General features: G+C 71.9%; 19 protein-coding genes. 13 read left to right on the top strand and 6 right to left on the bottom strand.

Going from position 1 to position 20,481, the window contains the following annotated elements:
• Positions 1–78 precede the first annotated feature (78 nt).
• A complete protein-coding gene (locus WME82_RS03225) occupies positions 79–2,421 on the bottom strand; it encodes an ATP-binding domain-containing protein (RefSeq protein ID WP_438041629.1) in 2,343 nt (780 codons plus the stop codon).
• A 349-nt stretch (positions 2,422–2,770) separates the two neighbouring features.
• On the opposite strand from WME82_RS03225, the gene WME82_RS03220 reads away from it, so the two are divergent.
• Both WME82_RS03220 and WME82_RS03215 read left to right on the top strand, forming a co-directional pair.
• A complete protein-coding gene (locus WME82_RS03220) occupies positions 2,771–3,274 on the top strand; it encodes a hypothetical protein (protein ID WP_437744070.1) in 504 nt (167 codons plus the stop codon).
• Between the two features lie 160 nt (positions 3,275–3,434).
• Positions 3,435–4,529, top strand: a complete 1,095-nt coding sequence (locus tag WME82_RS03215; RefSeq protein ID WP_438041628.1) for a GHMP family kinase ATP-binding protein — start codon at positions 3,435–3,437, stop codon at positions 4,527–4,529.
• Positions 4,530–4,545: 16 nt separating this feature from the next.
• On the opposite strand, the gene WME82_RS03210 is transcribed toward WME82_RS03215, so the two are convergent.
• Entirely contained in the window at positions 4,546–5,685 is a 1,140-nt protein-coding gene (locus WME82_RS03210) for a D-alanine--D-alanine ligase family protein (RefSeq protein WP_438041627.1), read from the bottom strand.
• Positions 5,686–5,764: 79 nt separating this feature from the next.
• Positions 5,765–6,097, bottom strand: a complete 333-nt coding sequence (locus WME82_RS03205) for a hypothetical protein (RefSeq protein WP_438041626.1) — start codon at positions 6,095–6,097, stop codon at positions 5,765–5,767.
• 290 nt (positions 6,098–6,387) lie between these two features.
• Here WME82_RS03205 and WME82_RS03200 point away from each other — a divergent pair, with 290 nt between their 5' ends.
• A complete protein-coding gene (locus WME82_RS03200) occupies positions 6,388–6,648 on the top strand; it encodes a hypothetical protein (RefSeq protein ID WP_438041625.1) in 261 nt (86 codons plus the stop codon).
• Between the two features lie 100 nt (positions 6,649–6,748).
• Here WME82_RS03200 and WME82_RS03195 read toward each other — a convergent pair whose 3' ends face one another.
• Positions 6,749–7,024 carry a hypothetical protein gene (locus WME82_RS03195; RefSeq protein ID WP_438041624.1) on the bottom strand — a complete coding sequence of 92 codons (276 nt, stop codon included), beginning with the start codon at positions 7,022–7,024 and terminating at the stop codon, positions 6,749–6,751.
• Positions 7,025–7,156: 132 nt separating this feature from the next.
• Between WME82_RS03195 and WME82_RS03190 the strand changes: the two genes are divergently transcribed.
• From WME82_RS03190 to WME82_RS03175, 4 genes are all read left to right on the top strand, one after another.
• Complete coding sequence (locus WME82_RS03190) at positions 7,157–7,405, top strand: peptidoglycan-binding domain-containing protein (protein ID WP_438041623.1); 249 nt, start codon at positions 7,157–7,159, stop codon at positions 7,403–7,405.
• Between the two features lie 324 nt (positions 7,406–7,729).
• Positions 7,730–8,806: a hypothetical protein gene (locus WME82_RS03185; protein ID WP_438041622.1), complete on the top strand. Its 1,077-nt coding sequence runs from the start codon at positions 7,730–7,732 to the stop codon at positions 8,804–8,806.
• Between the two features lie 26 nt (positions 8,807–8,832).
• The gene (locus WME82_RS03180) at positions 8,833–9,249 is read left to right on the top strand and encodes a PAAR domain-containing protein (protein WP_438041621.1); all 417 of its coding nucleotides are present in this window, start codon (positions 8,833–8,835) and stop codon (positions 9,247–9,249) included.
• A gap of 9 nt (positions 9,250–9,258) precedes the next feature.
• Positions 9,259–11,037: a hypothetical protein gene (locus WME82_RS03175; RefSeq protein ID WP_438041620.1), complete on the top strand. Its 1,779-nt coding sequence runs from the start codon at positions 9,259–9,261 to the stop codon at positions 11,035–11,037.
• 53 nt (positions 11,038–11,090) lie between these two features.
• Here WME82_RS03175 and WME82_RS03170 read toward each other — a convergent pair whose 3' ends face one another.
• Entirely contained in the window at positions 11,091–12,461 is a 1,371-nt protein-coding gene (locus WME82_RS03170) for an aspartyl protease family protein (protein WP_438041619.1), read from the bottom strand.
• A gap of 342 nt (positions 12,462–12,803) precedes the next feature.
• Positions 12,804–13,787, bottom strand: a complete 984-nt coding sequence (locus WME82_RS03165; protein WP_438041618.1) for a hypothetical protein — start codon at positions 13,785–13,787, stop codon at positions 12,804–12,806.
• A gap of 209 nt (positions 13,788–13,996) precedes the next feature.
• On the opposite strand from WME82_RS03165, the gene WME82_RS03160 reads away from it, so the two are divergent.
• From WME82_RS03160 to WME82_RS03135, 6 genes are all read left to right on the top strand, one after another.
• Positions 13,997–14,542, top strand: coding sequence for an RNA polymerase sigma factor (locus tag WME82_RS03160; protein WP_437549309.1), 546 nt, complete (start codon positions 13,997–13,999; stop codon positions 14,540–14,542).
• Entirely contained in the window at positions 14,542–15,288 is a 747-nt protein-coding gene (locus tag WME82_RS03155) for a tetratricopeptide repeat protein (RefSeq protein WP_438041617.1), read from the top strand. The genes WME82_RS03160 and WME82_RS03155 overlap by 1 nt, the downstream gene beginning before the upstream one ends.
• The gene (locus WME82_RS03150; RefSeq protein WP_438041616.1) at positions 15,285–15,992 is read left to right on the top strand and encodes a hypothetical protein; all 708 of its coding nucleotides are present in this window, start codon (positions 15,285–15,287) and stop codon (positions 15,990–15,992) included. The genes WME82_RS03155 and WME82_RS03150 overlap by 4 nt, the downstream gene beginning before the upstream one ends.
• 162 nt (positions 15,993–16,154) lie before the next feature.
• Complete coding sequence (locus WME82_RS03145; RefSeq protein ID WP_438041615.1) at positions 16,155–17,900, top strand: DUF1592 domain-containing protein; 1,746 nt, start codon at positions 16,155–16,157, stop codon at positions 17,898–17,900.
• A complete protein-coding gene (locus WME82_RS03140; protein WP_438041614.1) occupies positions 17,897–19,288 on the top strand; it encodes a DUF1552 domain-containing protein in 1,392 nt (463 codons plus the stop codon). Before WME82_RS03145 ends, WME82_RS03140 begins: the two co-directional genes overlap by 4 nt.
• Before the next feature lie 140 nt (positions 19,289–19,428).
• Positions 19,429–20,427 carry an AraC family transcriptional regulator ligand-binding domain-containing protein gene (locus tag WME82_RS03135; RefSeq protein ID WP_438041613.1) on the top strand — a complete coding sequence of 333 codons (999 nt, stop codon included), beginning with the start codon at positions 19,429–19,431 and terminating at the stop codon, positions 20,425–20,427.
• The last annotated feature ends 54 nt before the right edge of the window (positions 20,428–20,481 follow it).

Below are 20,481 nucleotides of genomic sequence, written 5' to 3'. Positions count from 1 at the left end.
CCGTTCCCTTTCCGATGCCTTCCGAGGGCGGCGGCACAGCTCGGCTGCGCCCGAGCGGTCCCTTCGTCCCCCTGCCCCTCAGCCCAGCCAGTCCGGCACGAGCGGCGACGGCGCCGCCGTCGAGATCACCCAGAGCTGGTGCGCCGCGCGCGTCGCCCCGATGTGGAGCAGGTGCCGCGACTCGTCGTCGGCCGAGTAGGTCGACGCGTTCACGTCGACCAGCACCACGTAGTCGTACTCGAGGCCCTTCACCTGCCGGACCTCGGTCACCTCGACGCCGGGGCGGAACGCGAACTCGTAGGCGCGCACGCGCCGGAGGTTCGGGATCTCCGCCATCCTGAGGGCGTCGTAGTAGACGTCCGCCTGCTCGGGGTGGCGCGCCAGGATCGCCAGCGTCGCGCGGGGCTCGCGCGCGAACAGCGGGCGGATCGCGTCGGCCAGGAACGCGACGGCCGCGCCGGCGCTCGGGAAATGGTGGTGCTCGACCGGCGCCCCGCTGCGCGGGGCGAGGGGCGGCGTCGGATCCGCCAGCGGGCCCAGCACCGCGCGGGCGAACGCGAGCACCTCGCGCGTCGAGCGGTACGCGATGCGCAGCGGCTCGACGTCGACCCGCGACAGGCCGAGGTCGTCGAGCGTCGCCCGCCAGTCGCGGAAGCCGGAGTCCATGAAGAGCCGCTGCGCCGTGTCGCCCGCCAGCGTCACGCTGCGCGGCTCGGCCACGACGCCGAGCAGCACCGCGAGGTCGATCGGCGCGAGATCCTGCGCCTCGTCCACGAAGAGGTGCTCGTAGACGAGCACGTTCTTCCCCTTGCGGAGCTCGCCCCGGAGCAGCTGGTACGCCCGCAGGAGGAGCGCGTCGTCCTCGGGGTCGAGCACCGCGCGGTCGTCGCTCGAGACCTCGCGCCCGTCCCCGCCCCGGTCGTCGTCGTCGTCCGCGGGCTCGTCGGCCATCGCCGCCTTGCGCTCGGCGCGGTCGCCGGGGTCGAGGTCGAGCACGGCGGGGCAGCGGTCCGCGCACCAGCGCCACGCGCGCTTCACCTGCTCCGGGCCGAACTCGGGGTCGCCCGCCGCCTCGAAGGCGGCCATCACCCGGTCGAGATCGGTGAGCACGTCCGCCCAGAACGCGAGGGTGCCGCGCGAGTCGCGCCGCGCCCGCGCGTCGTCCTTGAGCTCCGCCGCGCGCTGCTCGAGGAGGTGGAGCATCGCCGGGTGGGTCTTGTAGCGGGTCACGACCGAGGGCGTGTTCTCCTCGATCGGCGCCTCGAGCCACGGGAACGCGCGCTTCCGGGCCGCGCGCGCCCACTCGGAGAACGTCTCGACCGCGATGCCGCCCAGGCCGAGCGCGGGGAGCGCCTCGCTGATGTACGCGCGGAGCGCGGGGCTGCCGACGATGACGAGCATCTTGTCGGCGGTGAAGCGGCGGCCTCCGTTGTAGGAGAGGAAGGCGAGCCGGTGGACGCCGATCGTCGTCTTGCCGCTGCCGGCGCCGCCCTGGATGACCACGATGCCGGCGTCCGGCTTCGAGATGAGCTCGAACTGCCGCGGGTCGAGGAGCGCCGCGATCTCCGGGAGGTGCCGGTCCTCGCGGGCGTGGAACGCCGCCCCCGTCCCGAGCCCGCCGCGCGCGCCGCCCGCCGCCGCGCGCGCGATGTCGCGCATGTCCTCGGGGCGCACCGCGCTGCCCTGCCCGCCGGAGAGCTCGGTCGCCCGCGTCGCGATCTCGCGGAAGCCGCCCGAGGGCCCGCGCACGAGCGTCCCCTGCGGCGCCGAGATGCGATAGAGCTCGCCGTCGTCGATGGTCACGGTGCGCCGCACGAGCACGGTGCCCTCGACGTCGCGCTCGCCGAAGGTCTCCTCGTACTCCGCGCCCTCCTCGTAGCGGTAGTAGATCTGGCTGACCGGGGCGTGGCGCCAGTCGACGATCCGCACGCCCGCGCTCGCGTCGACGAGCGTCGTGCGCCCGATGAGGACGTCGCGCTCGGGGCGGCCCTTCTCCCGGAGGCGCAGGTGGCCGAAGTAGGGCGACTTCGGATCGACGGGCTCGACGACGTTCTCGCTCCGCCGCGCGGCGATCCCTTGCAGGCGCTCCATCTGCTGCACCAGCGCCGGCACGTCCTCCAGCCGCGCCGCCGCGATCTGATCGCGCAGCGAGAGGAGCTGCTCCTCGTAGTTCTCGGCAGGCGGCGGGCGCGACGGCTTGGTCGCGGCGGCGGCGAGGTGCGCGGTGACGCGGGCGAGCAGCGCCTCCTCCTCGTGCACGATCGCCGCGCCGTGCTCGCTCAGCCCGGCGCCGGGCGCGCCGTCCGCCAACGTGGGAGGCGTGGGCGGCGCGGGCCGGGTGGACGTCGTGATGGTGGCCGAGGACGGCGCGGTGGACTGCTCTCGGGTGGGCGTGGGGCTCGTAGAACGATTCGCGGTCACGGGGATGCCGATGCGATGGTGGATGAGGTGACAGGCTGAGCCGGAGCGTCAGCACGCCAGACATCCGTCGCGGCCCGTTGACGCAGGAGGGTCGGACCTATTGACCGATCCGGCACAGCTCCGCAACCGCCGCGTGGGGCCCCCCACGCTATCCGCGCTTCGGCGCGTTTCCACGGGCCGGCGCGCGCCTCGACGGGGCGGTTCGCGCCTCGGCGTGCGCCTCGACGGGCCGGCGCGCGCCACGCGAGCGCCCTCGGTGCGTAACGTGCCCCGCGTCCGAGGGCGGATCCGCCGCGGGCGGTGGCGTTCTGGATTGAGGTCACGTGGGCGGACGCCGTACAAGGCAGCGATGCAAAACTGCGCGACCCGGTCCGACCGGCTCCTCGAGCTGATCCTCTTCTCGCTGCGCGATCGCGGGGCGCTCTGCGCGCTGGTCCTCGCCGCCTACCGGGTCGAGCTGACCAGCCTGCTCGACCGCGTCTCCTCGGGCTCGATCGGGGACGACGACGATCGGGAGGTCGCGCCGCACGCCCGGGGGGATCGCGCTTCCGGATCTCCGGCGCGCGCCCGCGCCGAGGGGCGCCGTACGGAGGCCCGGATCAGCGAGGAGGACGCGTTCCTCATCTACGATCTCGCCGGGTGCATCGCCGAGGCGGCGGGCGCGGCCCGCCTCCCGGTCGTCCGCCGCGACGCGCTCGCCCTCCGGGAGAAGGCGGCCGAGGTGCACGCCGGCGGCGAGCGCGCTGAGCGGGACATGTTCGCGGCCGGGCTCAGGGTGATCGACCGGATCCTCGACGCGGCCCGCGCGCAGCCCTCGCCGCGGAGCGAGCCCGCGAGCAAGGACCTGAACTGAGCGGAACCGAGCGGGACTGAGCGAGACTGAGCGGGAGCGTGCACGCCGGGCGCTCCATCGATGGCCTGCTCCCTGCACCGGGTGCCGCCGCGGGGCGCTCCGCCTCGGTCCCTGGGGCGGGCTCGCGTCCCGGCGGGTCGCGCTCGCGCCGAAGGACAGCATGAGCACCCCCTGCGCCGGCTCCCTCTCCGCGCCGCGAACGCTGCGAAGCCCGCTGTGGCGCGCGGCCTCGAGCGCGCCGATGCGCGTCTCCTTCGCCGGGGGTGGCAGCGACCTGCCCGGCATCGCCCGACAGGACGGCGGGCGCGTCGTGGGCGCCGCGATCGATCTGCGCGTGCGCGTGATCGTCGAGCCGTTCGATCGAGGCTGGGTGCGGCTCGAGCTCGCCGCGCGCGGCGAGGGGCGGGCGGAGCCGCGCCCGACCGAGGGCGCCGGCGGCGCCGGAGGGGCGCGCGTCCTCCTGCGGCGCCGCGCGGATCCTCCGCGCGACGATCTCGCGTTCCGCCTGGTCGAGGCGACGCTCTCCGCGGCGGGCGTGGGCGACGGGGTCGCCCTGCGGGTCGAGAGCGAGACGTCGCCCGGGGCCGGCCTGGGCGGCAGCGCGTCGGTGGCGGTGGCGGCGCTGTTCGCGCTGCGCGCCTCGCTCGGAGAGGCCGTGGCGCCGGAGGCTCTGGCGCGCGAGGCGGTCGCGATCGAGCGCGAGCGCCTGTGCAACGCGTGCGGCGCGCAGGATCAGGTGTTCGCGGCGTTCGGGGGGCTGCTCGATCTCGCCTTCGACGCCGGCGGCTGCTCGGGGGTGCGGCCGCTCGCGATCGGCTGCCCGGACCTCGTGCCCGCGCTCTCGGCGGGGCTGCTGCTCGTGGACACGGAGGTGCGGCGCGTGTCGGGCGAGGTGCTGGATCGGATGGACTCCGGCTCGGCGTGCGACGCGAAGGGCGAGCTCGTGGCGGCGGCCGGCGAGGTCGCGCGCGGCTTCGAGATCGGCTCGCTCTCGCTGGTGCTCTCGGGCATGCGCCGGGGCGCGGCCGCGAAGGTGCGCCTCTCGAGGGCGGCGAGCGCGCTCGCGCTTTCCCTGGAGCGGCGGCTCGACGGCCTCGGGGTCGAGGTCCTCCGGGTGTGCGGCGCAGGCGGCGGCGGGCACATCCTCGTGTGGGCGCCCGCCGAGCGCCACGCGCGCATCCTCGAGGCGCTCGGCCCGCGCCTCGTGCGGCGCCCCGCGCTCGGCGCCCCCGGCGTGCGGCTCGACGCGGGCTGACGCGGGCCGCGCGGCGCTAGGCGCTCGTCCTGAGGCGGGCCTTGCGCGCGCCGCGCTCGAGCGCGAGCCCGATGAGGCGCTCGATCAGCGCGCGCGCGGGGATGCCGCTCGCCTCCCAGAGCTTCGGGTACATCGAGATCGCCGTGAAGCCGGGGATGGTGTTGATCTCGTTCACGTAGAGCGCGCGATCGGGCGAGAGGAAGAGGTCGACGCGGGCCATCCCCGACGCCTCCAGCGCGCGGAACGCGCGGAGCGCAACCAGCTGCACGGCGTTCGCCTCGGCCGGGGAGAGGTCGGCCGGGATCCGGATCGTGGCGCCGTCGGCGTCGATGTACTTCGCGGCGTAGGAGTAGAAGCCGTCGGCGTGCCCGACCACGATCTCGCCGGGCACGGAGGCGATGGGGTCGTCGTCGCCGAGCACGGAGCACTCGATCTCGCGCACCCCCTCGATGCCCTGCTCGCAGACGATCTTCAGGTCGAACTCGAAGGCGTGCTCGACGGCCGCCTCGATCTCGGAGCGCGCCTTGACGCGCCGGACCCCGACGGACGACCCGAGGTTCGCGGGCTTGACGAAGATCGGCCCGAAGCCGGCGCCGCCGGCGGAGAGGGCGGCGATCTGCTCGATGCACGCGCCGCGATCGCGGTCCCACGCGGCCCGGCGGAGCGTGACGTGGGGGACGATCGGGATCTCCGCCTCGCGGAGCAGGCGCTTCATCACGTCCTTGTCCATCCCCACGGCGGAGCCGAGCACGCCGGAGCCGACGTACGGGACGCCGGCGAGCTCGAGGAGGCCCTGGACGCAGCCGTCCTCCCCGGTGGGCCCGTGCAGGACGGGGAAGACGACGTCGATCGGGGAGCGCGCGCCGCCCGGCACGGTCAGCGTGGCCTCGCCCGCGGGCCCGGGGTGGGCGTCGAGGGCGATCTCCGGCATCGCCTCGTTCAGCCGGGCGAGGCGGGGGTCGCGCGCCGCGCCGAGGAGCAGCGCCTCTTCCTGGAGCAGCCAGCGGCCGGACTTGTCGATGCCGATGAGCACCGGCTCGAAGCGGTCGCGGTCGAGCGCCTCGACGACGAAGCGGGCGGACAGGAGGGAGATCTCGTGCTCGGCCGAGCGGCCGCCGAAGAGGACGGCGACGCGCACCTTGGCAGGGTTCCGCATGGCGGCACCCTAGCCGCGATCGCGCGCGGGGGTGAAGAAGCCGGCGGCTCGAGCGACGCGAGCGACTCGAAGAAGACGGCTACTCGGAGAGGACGCGGAACGACTTGCGGACCGTTGTCATCGCCACGCGCGCGATGTGGCCGTCGGCGAGCTCGACGTCGACGGCGGTGAGCTGGCCCTGGCGCTCGATCAGCCTGGCCACGCTCACCCTGGAGCCCCGGGCGACCTCGGCGCGCGCGACCTTGACGTCCGCGAGCGCCTCCAGCTGAGCGCCGACGGCGATGCCGTTCGCCACCTTTGCCGGCGTCTCCTCGCTCGCGCCCGCCGCTCCGGCGGGGACGACAACGGCCAGCGCCGCGACGACCGCAACGATGAGGCCGCCCGTCGTGCTCCTTCGACTGCAGGTGAGCATCGAGCCCGATTCTACGCGGAAGGAGAGCGATGTCACCTGCGTTATCACCGGATCGGCGGTCCGTCCGGAGAGTCCTCCGCAACGACATCGAGCGCGACTGTCGGCACGGAACGCAGGGGTGCATCGTCCCCATGGATGGAGCGTGCCCCAGGAGCGGGCGCCCCGAGCAGGGAGCTCCTCGCGCTAAAGCCGCGGCCGCCCCAGCGAGCTCCGCGACGCGACAGCGAGCCCGGCAAAAAGAGTCCCAATGCGCGGTCCTCGCGCGTGTCCGATAAAGGCGAGGAGGCATGATGGAGTCGCGATCGCTTATTTCAGTCACGGCCACGCTGCTGTTTCTCGGCGTCTCGATCCCCGAGGCCGCTGCGGAGGACAAGACACCGACCAAGCAAGAGAATTATAGTTATACGTTCACCGACGATCTGCTGGATGCCTCGAACAGCTCCGCGACCGGCGCCATGCTCCAGGTCCGACAGCCCGGGCGCCGCGACAGGCTGCTCCGACCGAGACTCCACTTCGTCCCGGAGATGCTCAAGTCGATTGAAACGATGTGATGGGGCGCGCCGCCTTCTCGACGGAGGAGGAGCCGACGAGGAAAGGATCACGCATCGGTCGTTCGGCCGCCCACGGGGCGGAATGGGCACCGCGCCGACGCTAGGCTCCGGTCGATTTCCGGCGCCGCTCGCGCATCTTGCCGAGCTGGAGCACGATCTCGTGCATCCTGCGTTGCTCACTCTCCACCATCTGCTCGATCTCGCGCTGAAACCATACGCCGAGCGTGCTCTCGATCGGGCGCGGGAGCCCCAGATCGCCCGGCTCCTCGGTCATCCACAGGAGCTGTAGCCCGGAGGCCTCGCGGTGAGCCGCTCCCGGGCCAAGGCTCTCCTGCTCGGCCTTTCGGTCGCTGAGGAACGGCTCGATGTCGGTCACGCGCGAGTATCGGCGCAGGTCGAGGCGAGGTGTCCGACGCCACCGAGCGAGCTCGAGGAAAACATCATCGCCCTCACGTGCGCGATCCAGCCGATGTGCCGTCGGCAGAGTGGGGCCGCGTGACTCGACCAGGTGCGCGCAGACGCCAAGGAGCCGACGCTGAAGTGGCGGCTGAAGCTCGGCGACCTGCCGCCCATGGACACGCCGCACGGGATCCGGCTGCGGCTGAAGAACCTCGGCTACTACCGGATCACCGAGGGCCAGACCGAGCGAGCGGAGGTCGCTGCGATCAAGGCGTTCCAGCGCGATCAGGGCCTTGAGCCCACTGGCATCCTCGACGACGAGACGCACGGGCGGCTCGAGGCGGCGCACGGGCATTGACCGGACCGATGATTTGATGCTGCGGCATGAATCCACGAAGAAGGAACTCAACCCATGCGTTCGCCGAGATCCGAGAACGGGGCTCGTCTAGCCGCTGTCATCGTGGCATGTTCCCTTATTTCCTGCCGGCCAGGGAGCGCTGCGCCTGGTACCCCCGCGCGCGTCGGAGACGTCGCGCAGCGTGCACCGGGCGCCGCGGGGCCATCTTCCCCGCGACCAGAGAGTTCGTTTGACAAGGTCGCTGATCTCCCAGGCCGTACGGCCCGTCTGTGGTCCCTGGAAGGCGGCCAGATCCTGCTGGAGCGCAACGGCACCTCCTTTGCATTGATCGATGGCGATCATGTAGGGTCGACGGCAGAGATAGTCGAAGGTCTGCCTATGGAGTCCTCCGTACCAGAGGGAGAGGTGAGAACCCTCGTCGGGCGCTGGCCGGATGCGGTGTGGATGGTCTTGCGCACCGCGGACAACTCGAGCCGGACCTATCCCTTCTATCAGGAGAGAGTGTTCCGCCTCGGAGGTACTCGCTGGAAGATGGTCCACCAGGTACCAGAAGGCGACTACTCCGATGACCTCTACCAGGGCCTGTGGGATCAAGGCCGAGGGTGCCTGGTCGGCTTGCTCGTGGACAAGGAGGACGCCACCGACGCCTGGACGGCACACGAGGAGGTGCTCGATTGCCCTGGGCAACCCGTGCCGCGTCCTTCGTACAAGGCGACGAACGATAAGAAGTACGGGATAACCGCGGCGCGGGGCTGGCCCTCGGGAGACGTGCTGGCGATCGAGGCGCACGCTGCAATGAAGGAAGGCGAACCAGTTCCGGTCCGGCTCGTCCTGGCCCGACCGGGGCCTCCGAACAGGACCGAGATTCTCCTCCCACTGCCGCCCGAGATCCAGCGTAAAAAGCGGAAGTTCGAGCTGTACTACAGCCATCTGCTCGGAAACACACCGACCGACGTTTACGTCGTCGGCAATCACGTGCTCGGCGAGGTGCCGCGGTACGGCCCTCCTCCTGAGGATATCTCATGGCTGCCTCTGCTCCTCCGCTTCGACGGAACCTCCGTGGCGGAGATGCCTGCCCCGCCGGTTGAGGTCATCCTGGATGCCGACCGCGGCGAGGATGGCACGCTGGTGATCGTCGGCACGCCGCCAGGCGATTCCGAAGCGCGCGAGGTGCAGGAGGTGTGGGCTCTCCCGCGAGGCGGCGCCTGGGTGCGGATGCCGATGCCCGTCGATGCGGCGGTGAAGGCCGCGTACATCCCGGCGAGCATCGCGGCGCGGTCGCTCTCGGACATCTGGGTCGTTGGCTTCCACGGGGAGCATGGGAAGGATCTCCGGGTCGCTCTCTTCCACTCCCACCGCTTGGCCGAGGCCGCGCCTGGCGCCAACACGACGCAACGGTAGCCGCCACGCGAGTGCACGGAGGAACGATGCGATCGCAGCCCCCCAAGCCAGGAAAGCCCGCCGCGAAGCAAGGCGACAAGGTCATCGGCGTCGACACGCACCTGGTGATGGTGCCCTCGCCCGGTGGGCCTGTGCCAACGCCGACGCCGATGCCGTTCAGCGGGGACCTGTCCGGCGAGCTGAGTGCGGATGTCCTCGTCGAGGGCAAGCCGGCCGCGGTCCAGGGGAGCACCGCCGCGAATGCGCCCGCGCACCTGCCCAATGGAGGTGCCTTTCAGCGTCCTCCGTCGAACCAGGCTCGGATCCAGGCGGGCAGCAAGACGGTGCTGATCAACAACAAGCCGGCCGCGCACCTCGGCGATCCGGCGCTGACCTGCAACGACCCGGCCGACGCGCCGAACGGATGGGTGCTCGCGTCCGGCACCGTGCTGGTCGGCGATTAGGGGCAGGGGATGGCGGCAGCCACGAAGCCCGCATCGGGAGCGCAGGAAGCGAGCGGAGGGGTCTCGCTGGCGCAGGTTGCGGCCGTTACGGCGGCGGTGACCGAGGGGTTCGCGCTTGCGGACGTGCTCGCAGTCGAGGGGCTGACGCCGCGTGCGTTCGCGCGGGCCGATCTCGCCTGGAAGCAGCGGCTGGTCGCCGAGCCGGAGCTGCTTGCGGCGTACGAGCTGGAGCTGGGGCTGGCGGAGGACTGGCTGGAGCGCTCGGTCGAGCCGCTCGCGGAGGACGCGGCCGCCTGGGCGAGCTTCCTCGCTGCCTTCGAGGCGCATCCGGCGCCGTTCGAGCTGCTGCAGGGGAACGACCTGGGCATGAACGACGTCTCCCGGCTCCGCCGCCGCTGGGCGCGGCGCGTGGAGGAGGACCCGAAGCTCGGCGAGATCCTCGTGGAGCTTCGTGCGAAACCCGGGAAGCTTGGACCGCTCCGGGTCGGCTCCCGTGTGCTGAGGCCGTCGAGGGTGGCTGACGCACGGGGAGCGGCGAACGCGCCCACCAACGATCCCACCGCGGCGGTGATGCCCAGCGAGCCCGGTCTGGGCCTGGCCGAGTACGCGGCGCTGTGCGCGGAGCTCGAGGCACTGCCCCAGCAGCGCGAAGGGGTGTTGCGGCGCCACGGCTTGGGGGACGAGGCGGCGCTCGCCGCGCTTCATCGGGGGTGGCGGGCGGTGCTGGGGCGCGATGCGGTGCTGGCGAAGGACTTCGAGCGGCTGGAGGCGCACCACGCGCACCGGCTGGGGATGCTCCTCGCCCGGGCGCGGGACGTCGCTGACGTCGAGGGCTCGATCGCACCGCTCGCCGTCTTGTCTGCGCCGTCCGCGCCGTCTGCCGGTGGGGCGGCGACCCCGAACGCGCTGCAGGGCACGGGACCCCTGCTGGACGTGCCCCGAGCCGCGGTGGTCCCCTTCATGCCCGCGCAAGGCGAGATCGCGATCGTGAGGGCCGAACCGAAGCCTCCGCGCGCTGCGGAGTCGCTCACCGGCACGGCGCCCCTGCCCGACATTCCACGGCGAGCAGCGCTGCCATTCCCGCGGCCCACCGTGTCGGCGGCAGCGAAGCCCCCGCCACCCGTGGTCGCAGAGACCGGGCCGCTCGTGGACGTCCCCCGCGGCCCAGCTCTGCCGTTCGCGCCCGGAGCATCGGCGGCTCCTCGGCCACCCACGCCGACAGCCCAGCCGCAGCGGCCACGGGCACATCGGGAGGCCGCGGTGACATCACCGGTGCAGGCGCTGCCGCGAAGCCCGGCGATTCCCTTTGCCGAAACGGCTCCGTCGAGGCCTGCCGGAGCGCCGGCCTCATCGAAACGGGCTCCGCAGGCTCCGGCGCAGCTCGGAGAGACGTCGCTGAGCCTCGAGATCCCCCGTGAGCTGTTGAGGCAAACCGCGAGCGTGCAGGCGGCGGTGACCGGAGCCACCTCCCAGAGCTCCACGACGCCGCCGTCCCCCTCGCCGTCCAGCAAAGCTGGCACGAGCGGTCCAGCGCCCCTCGCCGAGCCGATCGACATCGTCCTGCCGCTCGCCCAGTACGCCGCGCTCTGCGCCGAGCTGTCCCTGTTCCCTGATGCGGCCGAGGAGATCTTCCGGCGATACGGGCTGAGCTCCGCCGAGAAGCGGTCAGCGGTCGATGCAACCTGGAAGGAGCGGCTCCGCGAGCGACCGACGGAGTACGCACGATGGCAGGAGATGTTCCGCCAGTGCCATGCGCACTTCGCGAAGCGCGGTAGGCCTGCGGGGTAATCCACCTCGATCTCGCCATCGGGCTCGCCCGCTGCTCCGCGACACGGAGCGGCTCATCGAGCCGGCGCGAGCCCCTCATGGGCCTTCGCCACCTCCTCGTCGCCTGCCTTCGCCGCCGCCGCGGCGTGGTCCGCTGCCGCCGCCCCGCCATCATCCGCTGCTGCCGCCTCGTTCTCATCGCCCGCTGCCGCAGCGATCGCCGTCTCCTCGGTCCACGGCGCCGCGCCGGTCGACGGCGGCGAGAGCGTGGTTCCCTTCTCGGTCGACTGCTCGCGGAACCGGAGCAGGAACGACGTCCCCAGCACGCCCGCCACGCCGGGGAGGTCCTCCACGATCGCGAGCTTCACGCTCGGGGCGGAGGCGCCTTCCACCTCCAGCCGGCCGGCGACGGCGAGCTTCGCCTCCTGAAGGCCGCTCGGCGTCCACACCCGCAGCACACGCGGCCCGGCGGAAAGGCCGATCCGGTCCGCGAACGCCCTCTGTACAAGCACGTGGCTCACCATCGCATCGACGACGAAGACGCCCTTTTCCTTGCCGTCGATCGCTGCTTCGCCTCGAGCCAGGCGGTCTTCCCCGCGCGGCAAGAGCGCCTGTCCGGTGACGGCGAGATGCTGGCAGTCGGCCGAGGTGGCGAGCTGGCTCGCCATCTCCGTCACGGTGAAGCCAGACCACCCCACGAGCCGCGTCCCTTCATCGGCATTGTAATGGAGGAGCTGGACGAGCGGCGCGATGCTGTCGCACGGGCGGCGGAGATCCTGATAGACGCGCGCCAGGTGGACGGGCGCCCCCCGCTGGTGCGGGCGGAGCGCGATGCATTGCTCGTAGTCGGCGGCCGCCTCCTCGAGCATCCCCTGGCGCTCCCGCGACTCGGCGCGCCCGCAAAAGGCGTCCCCGTCGGCCGGGTTCTGCTCGAGCAGCCGCGTCGCCGCGCGCTCCGCCCCGGAGTACTCTCCGCGGCGGTTGTGGGCGGCGCGGATCCTCCAGAGCACCCTGGGCTCGTGGCCGCACGCCGCGAGGAACGCCTCGCCGCGCTCGATCACCTCGCGATCGCGATTGGCGCGACGGAGGAGCTCGGCCATCGTGAGCATCAGGTCCTCCTCACAGGGGTTCGCCTCCAGCGCGCGCTCGGTCGCGGCGAGGCCCTCCGGCGGTATCCGCACGGCCGCGGCAGCGTGGATGTACGCCGCCGCGACGCCGCCCAGCGCCGCGAGCAAGACCGCCGTGACGCCCGCGCTCCTGAGCGCGCGACCGTGCCGGATCGCGCGCTCGCAGTCAGGGCAGGCGATCCCGTGGGAAGCGGAGAAGGAGACGCACACGTGGCAGACGGGAGCGCCGCAGCGCGCGCACTCCTCCGTCGAGGGGGCGAGAGCATGAAAGCGGCAGCGCGGGCCTTCCTCGATACGCGTGCGGTACGTCACCCTCATAGGCTAGCATTGCAGGGGGAAGTCGGTCCCTCCGAGCGTAGCGACGGCGCTCGGTGCTGATGCGCCGTGACGCGGACGGGCGATGGAGCGCGTCGGCGCCCGGTAGGTCGGGCACGATTCAGTGTCTCCGGGTGGGCCCGGACGGTGAGCTGCTGGTGGGCACCGAATTCATGCTCGAAGTCGGGGCCGCCGGCGCCGGCAAAGACGTCGAGGTGGGCGCGTCGATCCGCACCCCATGAACCGCCCTGGCGCGCCCTGCGCCGAGGGGGCGCGCGTCTTCGGGCGCAGTGGATTTCGGCGGAGGAGGAGCGCACCGACGCGCTCGCCGCTCGAGATAGACGCCTACAGCATCCAGCTGCCGACGCCGCGGAGCGACACCAGCGCGCCGACCGGCGGCGACCTGTACGCGACCCCGACGCCATCCACCGAGAAATCGTTGCGCCGGAGCGGCACCAGCGCGGCGGCGCCGACGTCGAAGCCGAGCGGACCTGCCAGGCTCGCCAGCGACAGCTCGATGGGCACCGCCAGCCACGTCGTCTCGACGGCGTCGTTCCGCGTGAAGCCGCTCGCCGCCACCTTCAGCCGGCCAGCGTGAACGCCGGAGCACACGTCGAAGCGCAGGACCCCGACGCCCGCGGCCGCGAAGCAGGCGCGCACGGCGCCGCCGAGCATCGTCTCGCGGAGCTCGCCCGGCCCGAGCTCCAGCGTCTGCGGGACGAGCCAGAGCGCGCCGATCGCCGCTCGAAATCGCGCACCGCCGATGCCGAGCTCCGCGGAGAGCGCCGGCGCGAACGGGCGCACCACGCCGAACAGGCCGGCAGCGCCCGCCGCCAGCGTGAGCCGCGTGGCGCCACGTCCGGACGTCGACGCCTCGCGCTCGCCGCTGCCGGCGCCCGCTGGCGCGGGCCGCGCGACCGGCGGCCGCTCCGCCGAGACGCTGGGCGAAGGCGCCGCCGCTTCGGGGGCAGGCGCCAGCTCGGCTCCCCCGTCGGCCTCGGGAGCTTGCGCCGACGGCTCCCGCGCGTCGGAGTCGAGCAGCAGCGCGAGCGTCACCGCGGTCGCCTGCTCGAGCCCGGCGCAGCTGCGGCTGCGATCGCGCAGCTCGCGCGCGCCGCTCCCGCTGCGGATGGACGCGCGGAAGCCGTCAGTATCCCGGGTGAAGTCGACGAGGTAAGAGTCGCTCGCACCCGTCTCCGGCCGGCCGCGCAGCTGCTCGACGCGCTCGATGAGGCGCGCCGCGTCCGGGCAGCTCTCGGCGCCAGCGCCGCGCGTCACGCTCAGGAACGGCTCGGTCTGTGCCGTGGCGGTCCCCGAAGCCGCCAGCATCGCACCAAGAACCATGGGAAAAGCGCGACGCCTCCGCATCGGGACGACGCGAGGGTAACCGCCGCGCGGTGCACGCGCATTTATTTGTGATCGTCTCGAGCCGGCGTCCCCACTAGGGGACCGAGTGGTATCGTCCCTGCACAATTCCGCGCTCGATCTGGCGGCGTCTGCTCGTCTCGTTCGCTGACAGGTCACCGGGACGTCACGGCATGAGCACACCGGACCCCGAGTTTCGAGCCCTCTACGACGCGCACTTCAACTTCGTCTGGTGCTCGCTCAGGCGCCTCGGGGTGCGCGAGGCGGACGTGCTCGACCTGGCGCAGAAGGTGTTCTTGACCGCGCATTTCAAGCTCCCCGAGTTCGAGGGTCGATCGCTCCTCACGACATGGCTCTTCGGCATCTGCCAGCGTGTTGCGAGCGACTACCGGCGCTCCGCGCGGTTCCGGCGCGAGGTCACGACGGACGCCGCGGAGATGGACCTCTACGGCGGCGCGTCCGAGGAGCTCGCGCTGAGCGCGGAGTCGCGGCAGCGCGCGCAGGCGGCCGAGGCCATCTTGAACAAGCTGCCGGAGCCGCAGCGCCTCGTGTTCGTCCTGTTCGAGCTCGAGGAGAAGTCGGGCCAGGAGATCGCGGACCTGCTGGGTATTTCCGTGGGCACCGTGCGCTCGCGCCTCCGCCTGGCGCGCGAGACCTTCTCGCGAGAGGTCAAGCGCCTCGCGCTGGCACAGGACACGAGCCGAAAGGAGGCCGTGTGATGGGGGATCCTGAACGGCTGCTGAGCATCAAGAGCGCGGCTGACCCGCTCGAGCGGGAGCTCCTGGGAAGCGTGCGCCACGTGGGTCCGCCCGAGGGCGCGAAGGAGCGCGCATGGCGCGGCATCGCGGGCCAGCTGGCGGCTGGGACGGCCGTCGGCGCCACGGCCGGCGCCAGCGCCGCCGCTGCCACGAAGGCTGGCGTCGGTTCGCTGTTGCCGTCGGCGCTCTCGGTCAAGGCAGCGGCGGTGCTCGTGGGCGGGGGCCTGGTGCTCGGCGGAGGGTACTGGGCCCTCTCCTCCCCGGACGAGCCGCCTGCGCCGCCCCGCGCGGCGGCCCCGGAGCGCGCGCCCGCGGAGGTGCCGCAGACCCCTGTGGCGCCTCCGGAGGAGCCCAAGGCACTTCCGGAGCCGCCGCTCGATGGTCCCACCGCGGAAGAGCCGACCCGGAGGCCGAGCGGGCCGAAGCCGACGGAGACCGATCTGTTGCGCGCGGAGAGCGCGCTGCTCACGGAAGCGCGCGCCAAGCTGCGCTCCGGAGACGTGGCGGGAGCCACGGCGCTCCTCGAGCGCCTGCGCGCGCAGTTCCCGAACGGCGTGCTCCGGCAGGAGCGCGAGGTGCTCGCCATCGACGTGCTGGCCGCGCGCGGCAACGCGCAGGAGGCGAAGCGGCGGGCTCAGGCCTTCGTCAAGCAGTATCCCAAGAGCCCCCACAGCGCGAAGCTAAGGCGGTTCCTGGATCAGCCGTGAAGCGCTGCTCGGCCGCTCGCATCATGGCGTTCGGCTGCCTTGCGGCCTCCGGGTGTGATGCGGAGATCACCTCGGTCGGAGCCTGGGCGCCGGTCGTGTCCGGATCGTCTTATATCGAGGCGGAGCTCGGAGAGCTGAGCGACGGCTTCACCGTCGGTGAAGACAGCCGCGCTTCCGAGGGCCGCTTCATCGCGGCCCCTGCCGGGGTGCCCTCGGACGAGGCGCCGGGGCTCGCGCGAGCTCGCTACCGCTTCGAGGCGCCGAGCGGGGCAGAGTACGTGATCTGGGGGCGGATCCACGCTCCGAGCGCCCTCAACAACCGCTTCTGGTTCCAGGTGGACAGCGGCCCCTGGTACCTCTGGCGCATCAGCGTCGGCGACATCTGGTTCTGGGACGATCTCCACGACGACACGCGCTATGGCGAGCCGCTCCGCTTCCCCCTCTCGGCCGGAGCGCACGAGCTCGTCCTCGCGAACGCCGTCGAGGGCGTCGGGCTGGATCGGCTGTACTTCACGCCGGACGGCGACGAGCCCCCGGGCAACGACACGCCCTGCGATCCGCCGCATTCGATCGAGGTCGAAGGGGAATGCCTCCCGAGCTGCGGCGCCTTGAAGGGAACCGCGTGCGGCGACGTCCCGTGCGCCGGGCGCGAATTGCTCGAAGCCTACGATTGCGCGGTGTGCTGCAGCATCGAAGGACCGTGAGCCGGCGGCGCTCCCGCCATCGGGTCGGAGCTCGGCGACCGTAGACCCACCTCTTCGTACCAATCGAAACGTCTCCACGCTTCGACGACGAAAAAGGTGATCGCGCCCGAGCAGGTCTCCCCACCGAGCCGGAGTAGCCAGCAGCCTCGAGCGGAGCCCTGAATGACTACATCATCGATTGAACAATTCAAGTCTCACGGAAGCGTGGGCCTGCTCGCCGCGGCGCTCGCGCTGTCGGCGTGCATCGGCAACCTGGGCAGCGAAGACGGCACATCGCCGGCGGAGGGCACGAACGGCACGAGCGGCAGCTCGAGCAGCGGAGGCTCGGGCTCGGGGTCGGCGGGCCCGGGCGAGCCATTGAAGTGCGACGCGAGCACCATCGATCCTGGGCCTTCGCCGATGCGGCTGCTCTCGCGGGAGCAGTACCTGAACACCGTGCGCGACCTCGTCGGCGACGTGCCCGGCCTGGATGCGGCGCTCGGCCCCGCGATCGAGGCGTCGGCGTTCGGCCTCTTGCAGCCGGACGTGACGCAGGTCGAGCTCGAGCATTTCCAGGCCGCGGCGGACGTCATCGCCGCGGCCGTCGCCGGCAATCCGGCGGCGCTCGACGAGATCGCGCCTTGCGAGGCCGGCGCCGAGCCGAGCGAGTGCGCGCGCCGGCTGGTCGTGGGCTTCGGCGCCCGCGCCTACCGCGCGCCGATCACGGACGCGGCGGACATCGAGCGACACCTTCAGCTCTTCGACGTCGGCGCGGAGACGAGCTACGAGCACGGGGTCGAGCTCCTGCTCCGCGGCATGCTGCAGTCGCCGCGCTTCCTCTACCGCGTCGAGATCGGCACCTCGGAGAAGGTGAGCGAGCGCGCCGTGAAGCTCTCTCCGCACGAGGTGGCCGCTCGCCTCTCCTACATGCTGTGGGGCACCCTGCCGGACGCCAGGCTGAACGAGGCCATCGAAGACGGCAGCCTGATCACGAAGGAGGGCGTCGCGGCGCAGCTCGACTGGATGCTCGAGGACGAGCGCGGCCAGAAGCTGGTCCATCGCTTCCTCGGCAGCTGGACGCACCTGAACGGCCTGAACAGCGTGGTGAAGGACGCGGACGCCTTCCCCGAGTGGCAATCGCGGTCGTTCCGTGAGTCGCTGCGCGGGCAGGCCGACGCCTTCTTCGACCATGTGCTCGACGACGAGGGAGGCAAGCTGAGCGCGCTCCTCACCTCGACGACGGTCTTCTACAACAAGGATCTCGGCGGGTACTACGGCGTCACCGGCGACGAGTCCTTCCAGGCGCTGAAGCGCACGGACGGCGCCACCTCGGGTATCCTGACGCTCCCGGCGCTGCTCGCCATCCAGGCGAAGCCCGCGGAGAGCTCGCCGATCTACCGAGGGAAGTTCGTGCGCGAGGCGCTGCTCTGCCAGCAGCTACCGGCCCCGCCGGCCAACATCCCCAAGCCGCCCGAGGTCGACCCGAGCAGCTCGACCCGAGAGCGGCTGTCGCAGCACGAGGTGGACCCGAGCTGCGTCGGCTGCCACCAGCTGCTCGATCCGATCGGCTTCGGCTTCGAGCACTACGACGCGATCGGCCGCTACCGCGAGCTCGACGGCGGCGAGCCGGTCGACGCGAGCGGCAAGGTCATCGCCACCCGCGACATGGACGGCGAGTTCGAGGGCGTGGCGGAGCTCGGCGAGAGGCTCGCGGGCAGCGCCGAGGTGGAAGAGTGCGTGGCGCGCCAGTGGTTCCGCTTCGCGATCGCCCGCTTCGAACAGGACATGGATGGTTGCTCGATGGAGAGCTTGCTCGAGAGCTTCAAGGCCGCCGGCCAGGATCTGAACGCGCTTCCCCGCGCCGTCGTGGAGACGGACGCCTTCCTCTTCCGCCGCGCGATCGACGCGCACACGAAGGAGATGCCATGAACCGAAGAGGCCCTATCGACCTCCGCACCCAGATCAGCCGCCGCAAGCTGCTGGGCGGGCTCGGCGCCCTGACCGTCGCGCTCACGAGCCCCGTCTGGCGGAGCGCCACGGTGTTTGGACAGGACGCGAAGCAGCCGGGCGCCAGGCGCTTCATCGGCATCTTCTCGGCGAACGGCACCGTGCCGTCGGCGTTCTTTCCGGCAGGGGACGCGCACGAGGCGCCGCTCTCGCTCGGCCCGATCCTGGCGCCGCTCGAGGAGCACAAGCAGAGGATGCTTGTGCTCAAGGGCGTGCACATGAACTCGACGGTCGAGGACGAGCTCGGCGTCCCGAGCGAGAACAAACCCGGCGGCCCCCACATGAAGGGCCCCGGCGCGATGCTCACGGGCGGCTCCCTGCTCGCCGGCAGCTTCACGGGCGCGGGCGGCCCTGCCGGCTGGGCGGATCGCATCTCGGTCGATCAGCACATCGCGAGTCGCATCGGCGAGAGCAGCCAGTTCCCGTCGCTCGAGTTCGGCGTGCGCATCGAGGGGCAGGAGCCGCTCCGCGTGATCTCGTACCGCGGTCCGAACCAGCCGAACACGGCCGTCGACGATCCATTCCAGATGTATTCGCGCATCTTCGCCAACGCGGATCTCTCCGAAACGGAGCTGCAGCAGCTGATCGCCGAGCGCCAGAGCGTGCTGGACTTCCTCAAGGACGATATCGGCCGCCTGAAGGCGCGTGTCAGCTCCGAGGACAAGGCGCGGCTCGAGGCGCACCTCGGCGGCATTCGCAACATCGAGCAGCGGCTACAAAGCTCGGCGGTCTCGTGCACGCCGCTCATGATGCCAGAGAAGTTCGACACGCGAGCGATGGAGAACTATCCGAAGGTCGGCCGGCTGCAGACCGACCTGATGCTGCTCGCGCACATCTGCGGCATGACCCGCGTCTCCACGTTCATGTGGGCCAACGCCGATAGCTGGCAGTACTATCCCTGGATCGGGGTGAACGAGGAGCACCACGAGCTCTCCCACGCCGGCGACAACGATGCGGTCGCGAACGAGAAGCTCGTGAAGATCAACGTCTGGCACAGCGAGCAGGTGAAATACGTGCTGGATCAGCTGGCGCTCGCGAAGGAAGTGGACGGCAGCTCGGTGCTGGACAACACCCTGCTGCTCTGGGGCAACGAGCTCGGCGTCGGCAACACGCACACGTACAAGGATATCCCCTGGGTGCTCGCGGGCGGCGCGGGCGGCTACTTCAAGATGGGCCGTTACATGAAATACGCCGACCTGCCGCACAACAACCTGCTCGTGTCGGTATGCAACGCGATGGGCCTCGACGACGTGACCACCTTCGGCATTCCCGGCGTGTGCACCGGGCCGCTGCCGGGCCTCCTGGCCTGACGCTTGGGGACGCGGACGCGGCCGCGCGCGCCGCGCACCGCGCGAGCGGCGCCGGGCGGGCAGGCGCCCCGCGCCAGGATCCGGGTTGCCCTGGGCGGCTTCGGCCACTACGCTCCGACACATTTAGCTTGTGAGGAACCTTGGTCCAGGCGCCAGCTCAGTCCGCGTTCTCTGACTTCGTCCTGCTCCTTCTCTCCGCAGCGCCCAAGCTCGGGCTTCCGATCGACGCGGTCCTGCGCGACGCCACGCTCCCGCCGGGAGCGCTCCGCCAGCGCGGGTTGCCAATCTCCCTGAGCGCAGCGCGGAAGATCTGGTCCTCCGCCGAGCAATTGAGCGGTAATCCTCTACTCGGACTGCACGCCGCGGAGCAGCTCGAGGTCGGCTCGCTCGACCTCCTGGACTATCTCACACGGAGCAGCAGCAGCTTCGGCGCAGCGCTGGACCGCGTCGTCCGCTTCGCTCCGCTGGTCGCCGATGCGGGCGTCCTGAGCCTCCAGGTGACCGGTCGCCGCGCGCATTTCCGCCACGTCTCGCCGGACGGCGTGCCCGCCGTCGCGGACCTCATCGTCAGCTTGATGGTGCTCCGGACGCGGGCGTTCTCGGGCGAGCACATCCGCCCGCTGGCGGTGCGCTTCCGGCACCGCCGCGAGCGCGTCGCAGGCGAGTACGAGCGCGTCTTCGACGCGCGGGTCGAGTTCGATGCCCCCTACGACGAGCTGGTCTTCGATCGCGATCTCCTGGAGCTGCCCTTCCATTCCGCCGAGCCGCGCCTCTGCGAGATCCTCGAGGACTGCGCGGCGGCGCGGCTCCAGGCGCTCGGCAAGGCCGGCGGGGCGCCGGTGGCCGCCGCCGACGCTCCGTCGAGCTTCGTCGACGACGCGCGACAGGCCCTCCACATCTGCATCGCCCAGGGCAACCCGAACATCGATCGCGTCGCCGAGCACCTCGGCGTGAGCTCGCGGACGGTCCAGCGGCTGCTGCGAGAGCAGGGCACGTCGCACCGCGCCCTCTTGATGGAAGCGCGAACCGAGCTGGCGAACCGCTACCTGGCCTCGTCCAACCCCACGAGGCGCGCGCTCGCCGCCGGGCTCGGCTATGCGAGCACGCGCTCCGTGTCCCGCGCGCTGCGCCGCCGGTGAGCCGAAGCTCACCGGCGGTCCCGAAAGGCAGGGGCCCCGCGCGCGCGGTCCATG

The organism is Sorangium sp. So ce128 (assembly GCF_051525245.1).
GTDB lineage: Bacteria > Myxococcota_A > Polyangia > Polyangiales > Polyangiaceae > Sorangium > Sorangium cellulosum_B.
This window is presented reverse-complemented; position numbering and strand designations above follow the sequence as displayed.

Excerpts from the sequence above, each read along its gene's own strand:
- WME82_RS03220 (WP_437744070.1), top strand. The coding sequence starts at position 2,771 with ATGCAAAACTGCGCGACCCGGTCCGACCGGCTCCTCGAGCTGATCCTC.
- WME82_RS03215 (WP_438041628.1), top strand. The coding sequence starts at position 3,435 with ATGAGCACCCCCTGCGCCGGCTCCCTCTCCGCGCCGCGAACGCTGCGA.
- WME82_RS03210 (WP_438041627.1), bottom strand. The coding sequence starts at position 5,685 with ATGCGGAACCCTGCCAAGGTGCGCGTCGCCGTCCTCTTCGGCGGCCGC.
- WME82_RS03205 (WP_438041626.1), bottom strand. The coding sequence starts at position 6,097 with ATGCTCACCTGCAGTCGAAGGAGCACGACGGGCGGCCTCATCGTTGCG.
- WME82_RS03200 (WP_438041625.1), top strand. The coding sequence starts at position 6,388 with ATGGAGTCGCGATCGCTTATTTCAGTCACGGCCACGCTGCTGTTTCTC.
- WME82_RS03180 (WP_438041621.1), top strand. The coding sequence starts at position 8,833 with ATGCGATCGCAGCCCCCCAAGCCAGGAAAGCCCGCCGCGAAGCAAGGC.
- WME82_RS03175 (WP_438041620.1), top strand. The coding sequence starts at position 9,259 with ATGGCGGCAGCCACGAAGCCCGCATCGGGAGCGCAGGAAGCGAGCGGA.
- WME82_RS03170 (WP_438041619.1), bottom strand. The coding sequence starts at position 12,461 with ATGAGGGTGACGTACCGCACGCGTATCGAGGAAGGCCCGCGCTGCCGC.
- WME82_RS03165 (WP_438041618.1), bottom strand. The coding sequence starts at position 13,787 with ATGCTGGCGGCTTCGGGGACCGCCACGGCACAGACCGAGCCGTTCCTG.
- WME82_RS03160 (WP_437549309.1), top strand. The coding sequence starts at position 13,997 with ATGAGCACACCGGACCCCGAGTTTCGAGCCCTCTACGACGCGCACTTC.
- WME82_RS03155 (WP_438041617.1), top strand. The coding sequence starts at position 14,542 with ATGGGGGATCCTGAACGGCTGCTGAGCATCAAGAGCGCGGCTGACCCG.
- WME82_RS03145 (WP_438041615.1), top strand. The coding sequence starts at position 16,155 with ATGACTACATCATCGATTGAACAATTCAAGTCTCACGGAAGCGTGGGC.
- WME82_RS03140 (WP_438041614.1), top strand. The coding sequence starts at position 17,897 with ATGAACCGAAGAGGCCCTATCGACCTCCGCACCCAGATCAGCCGCCGC.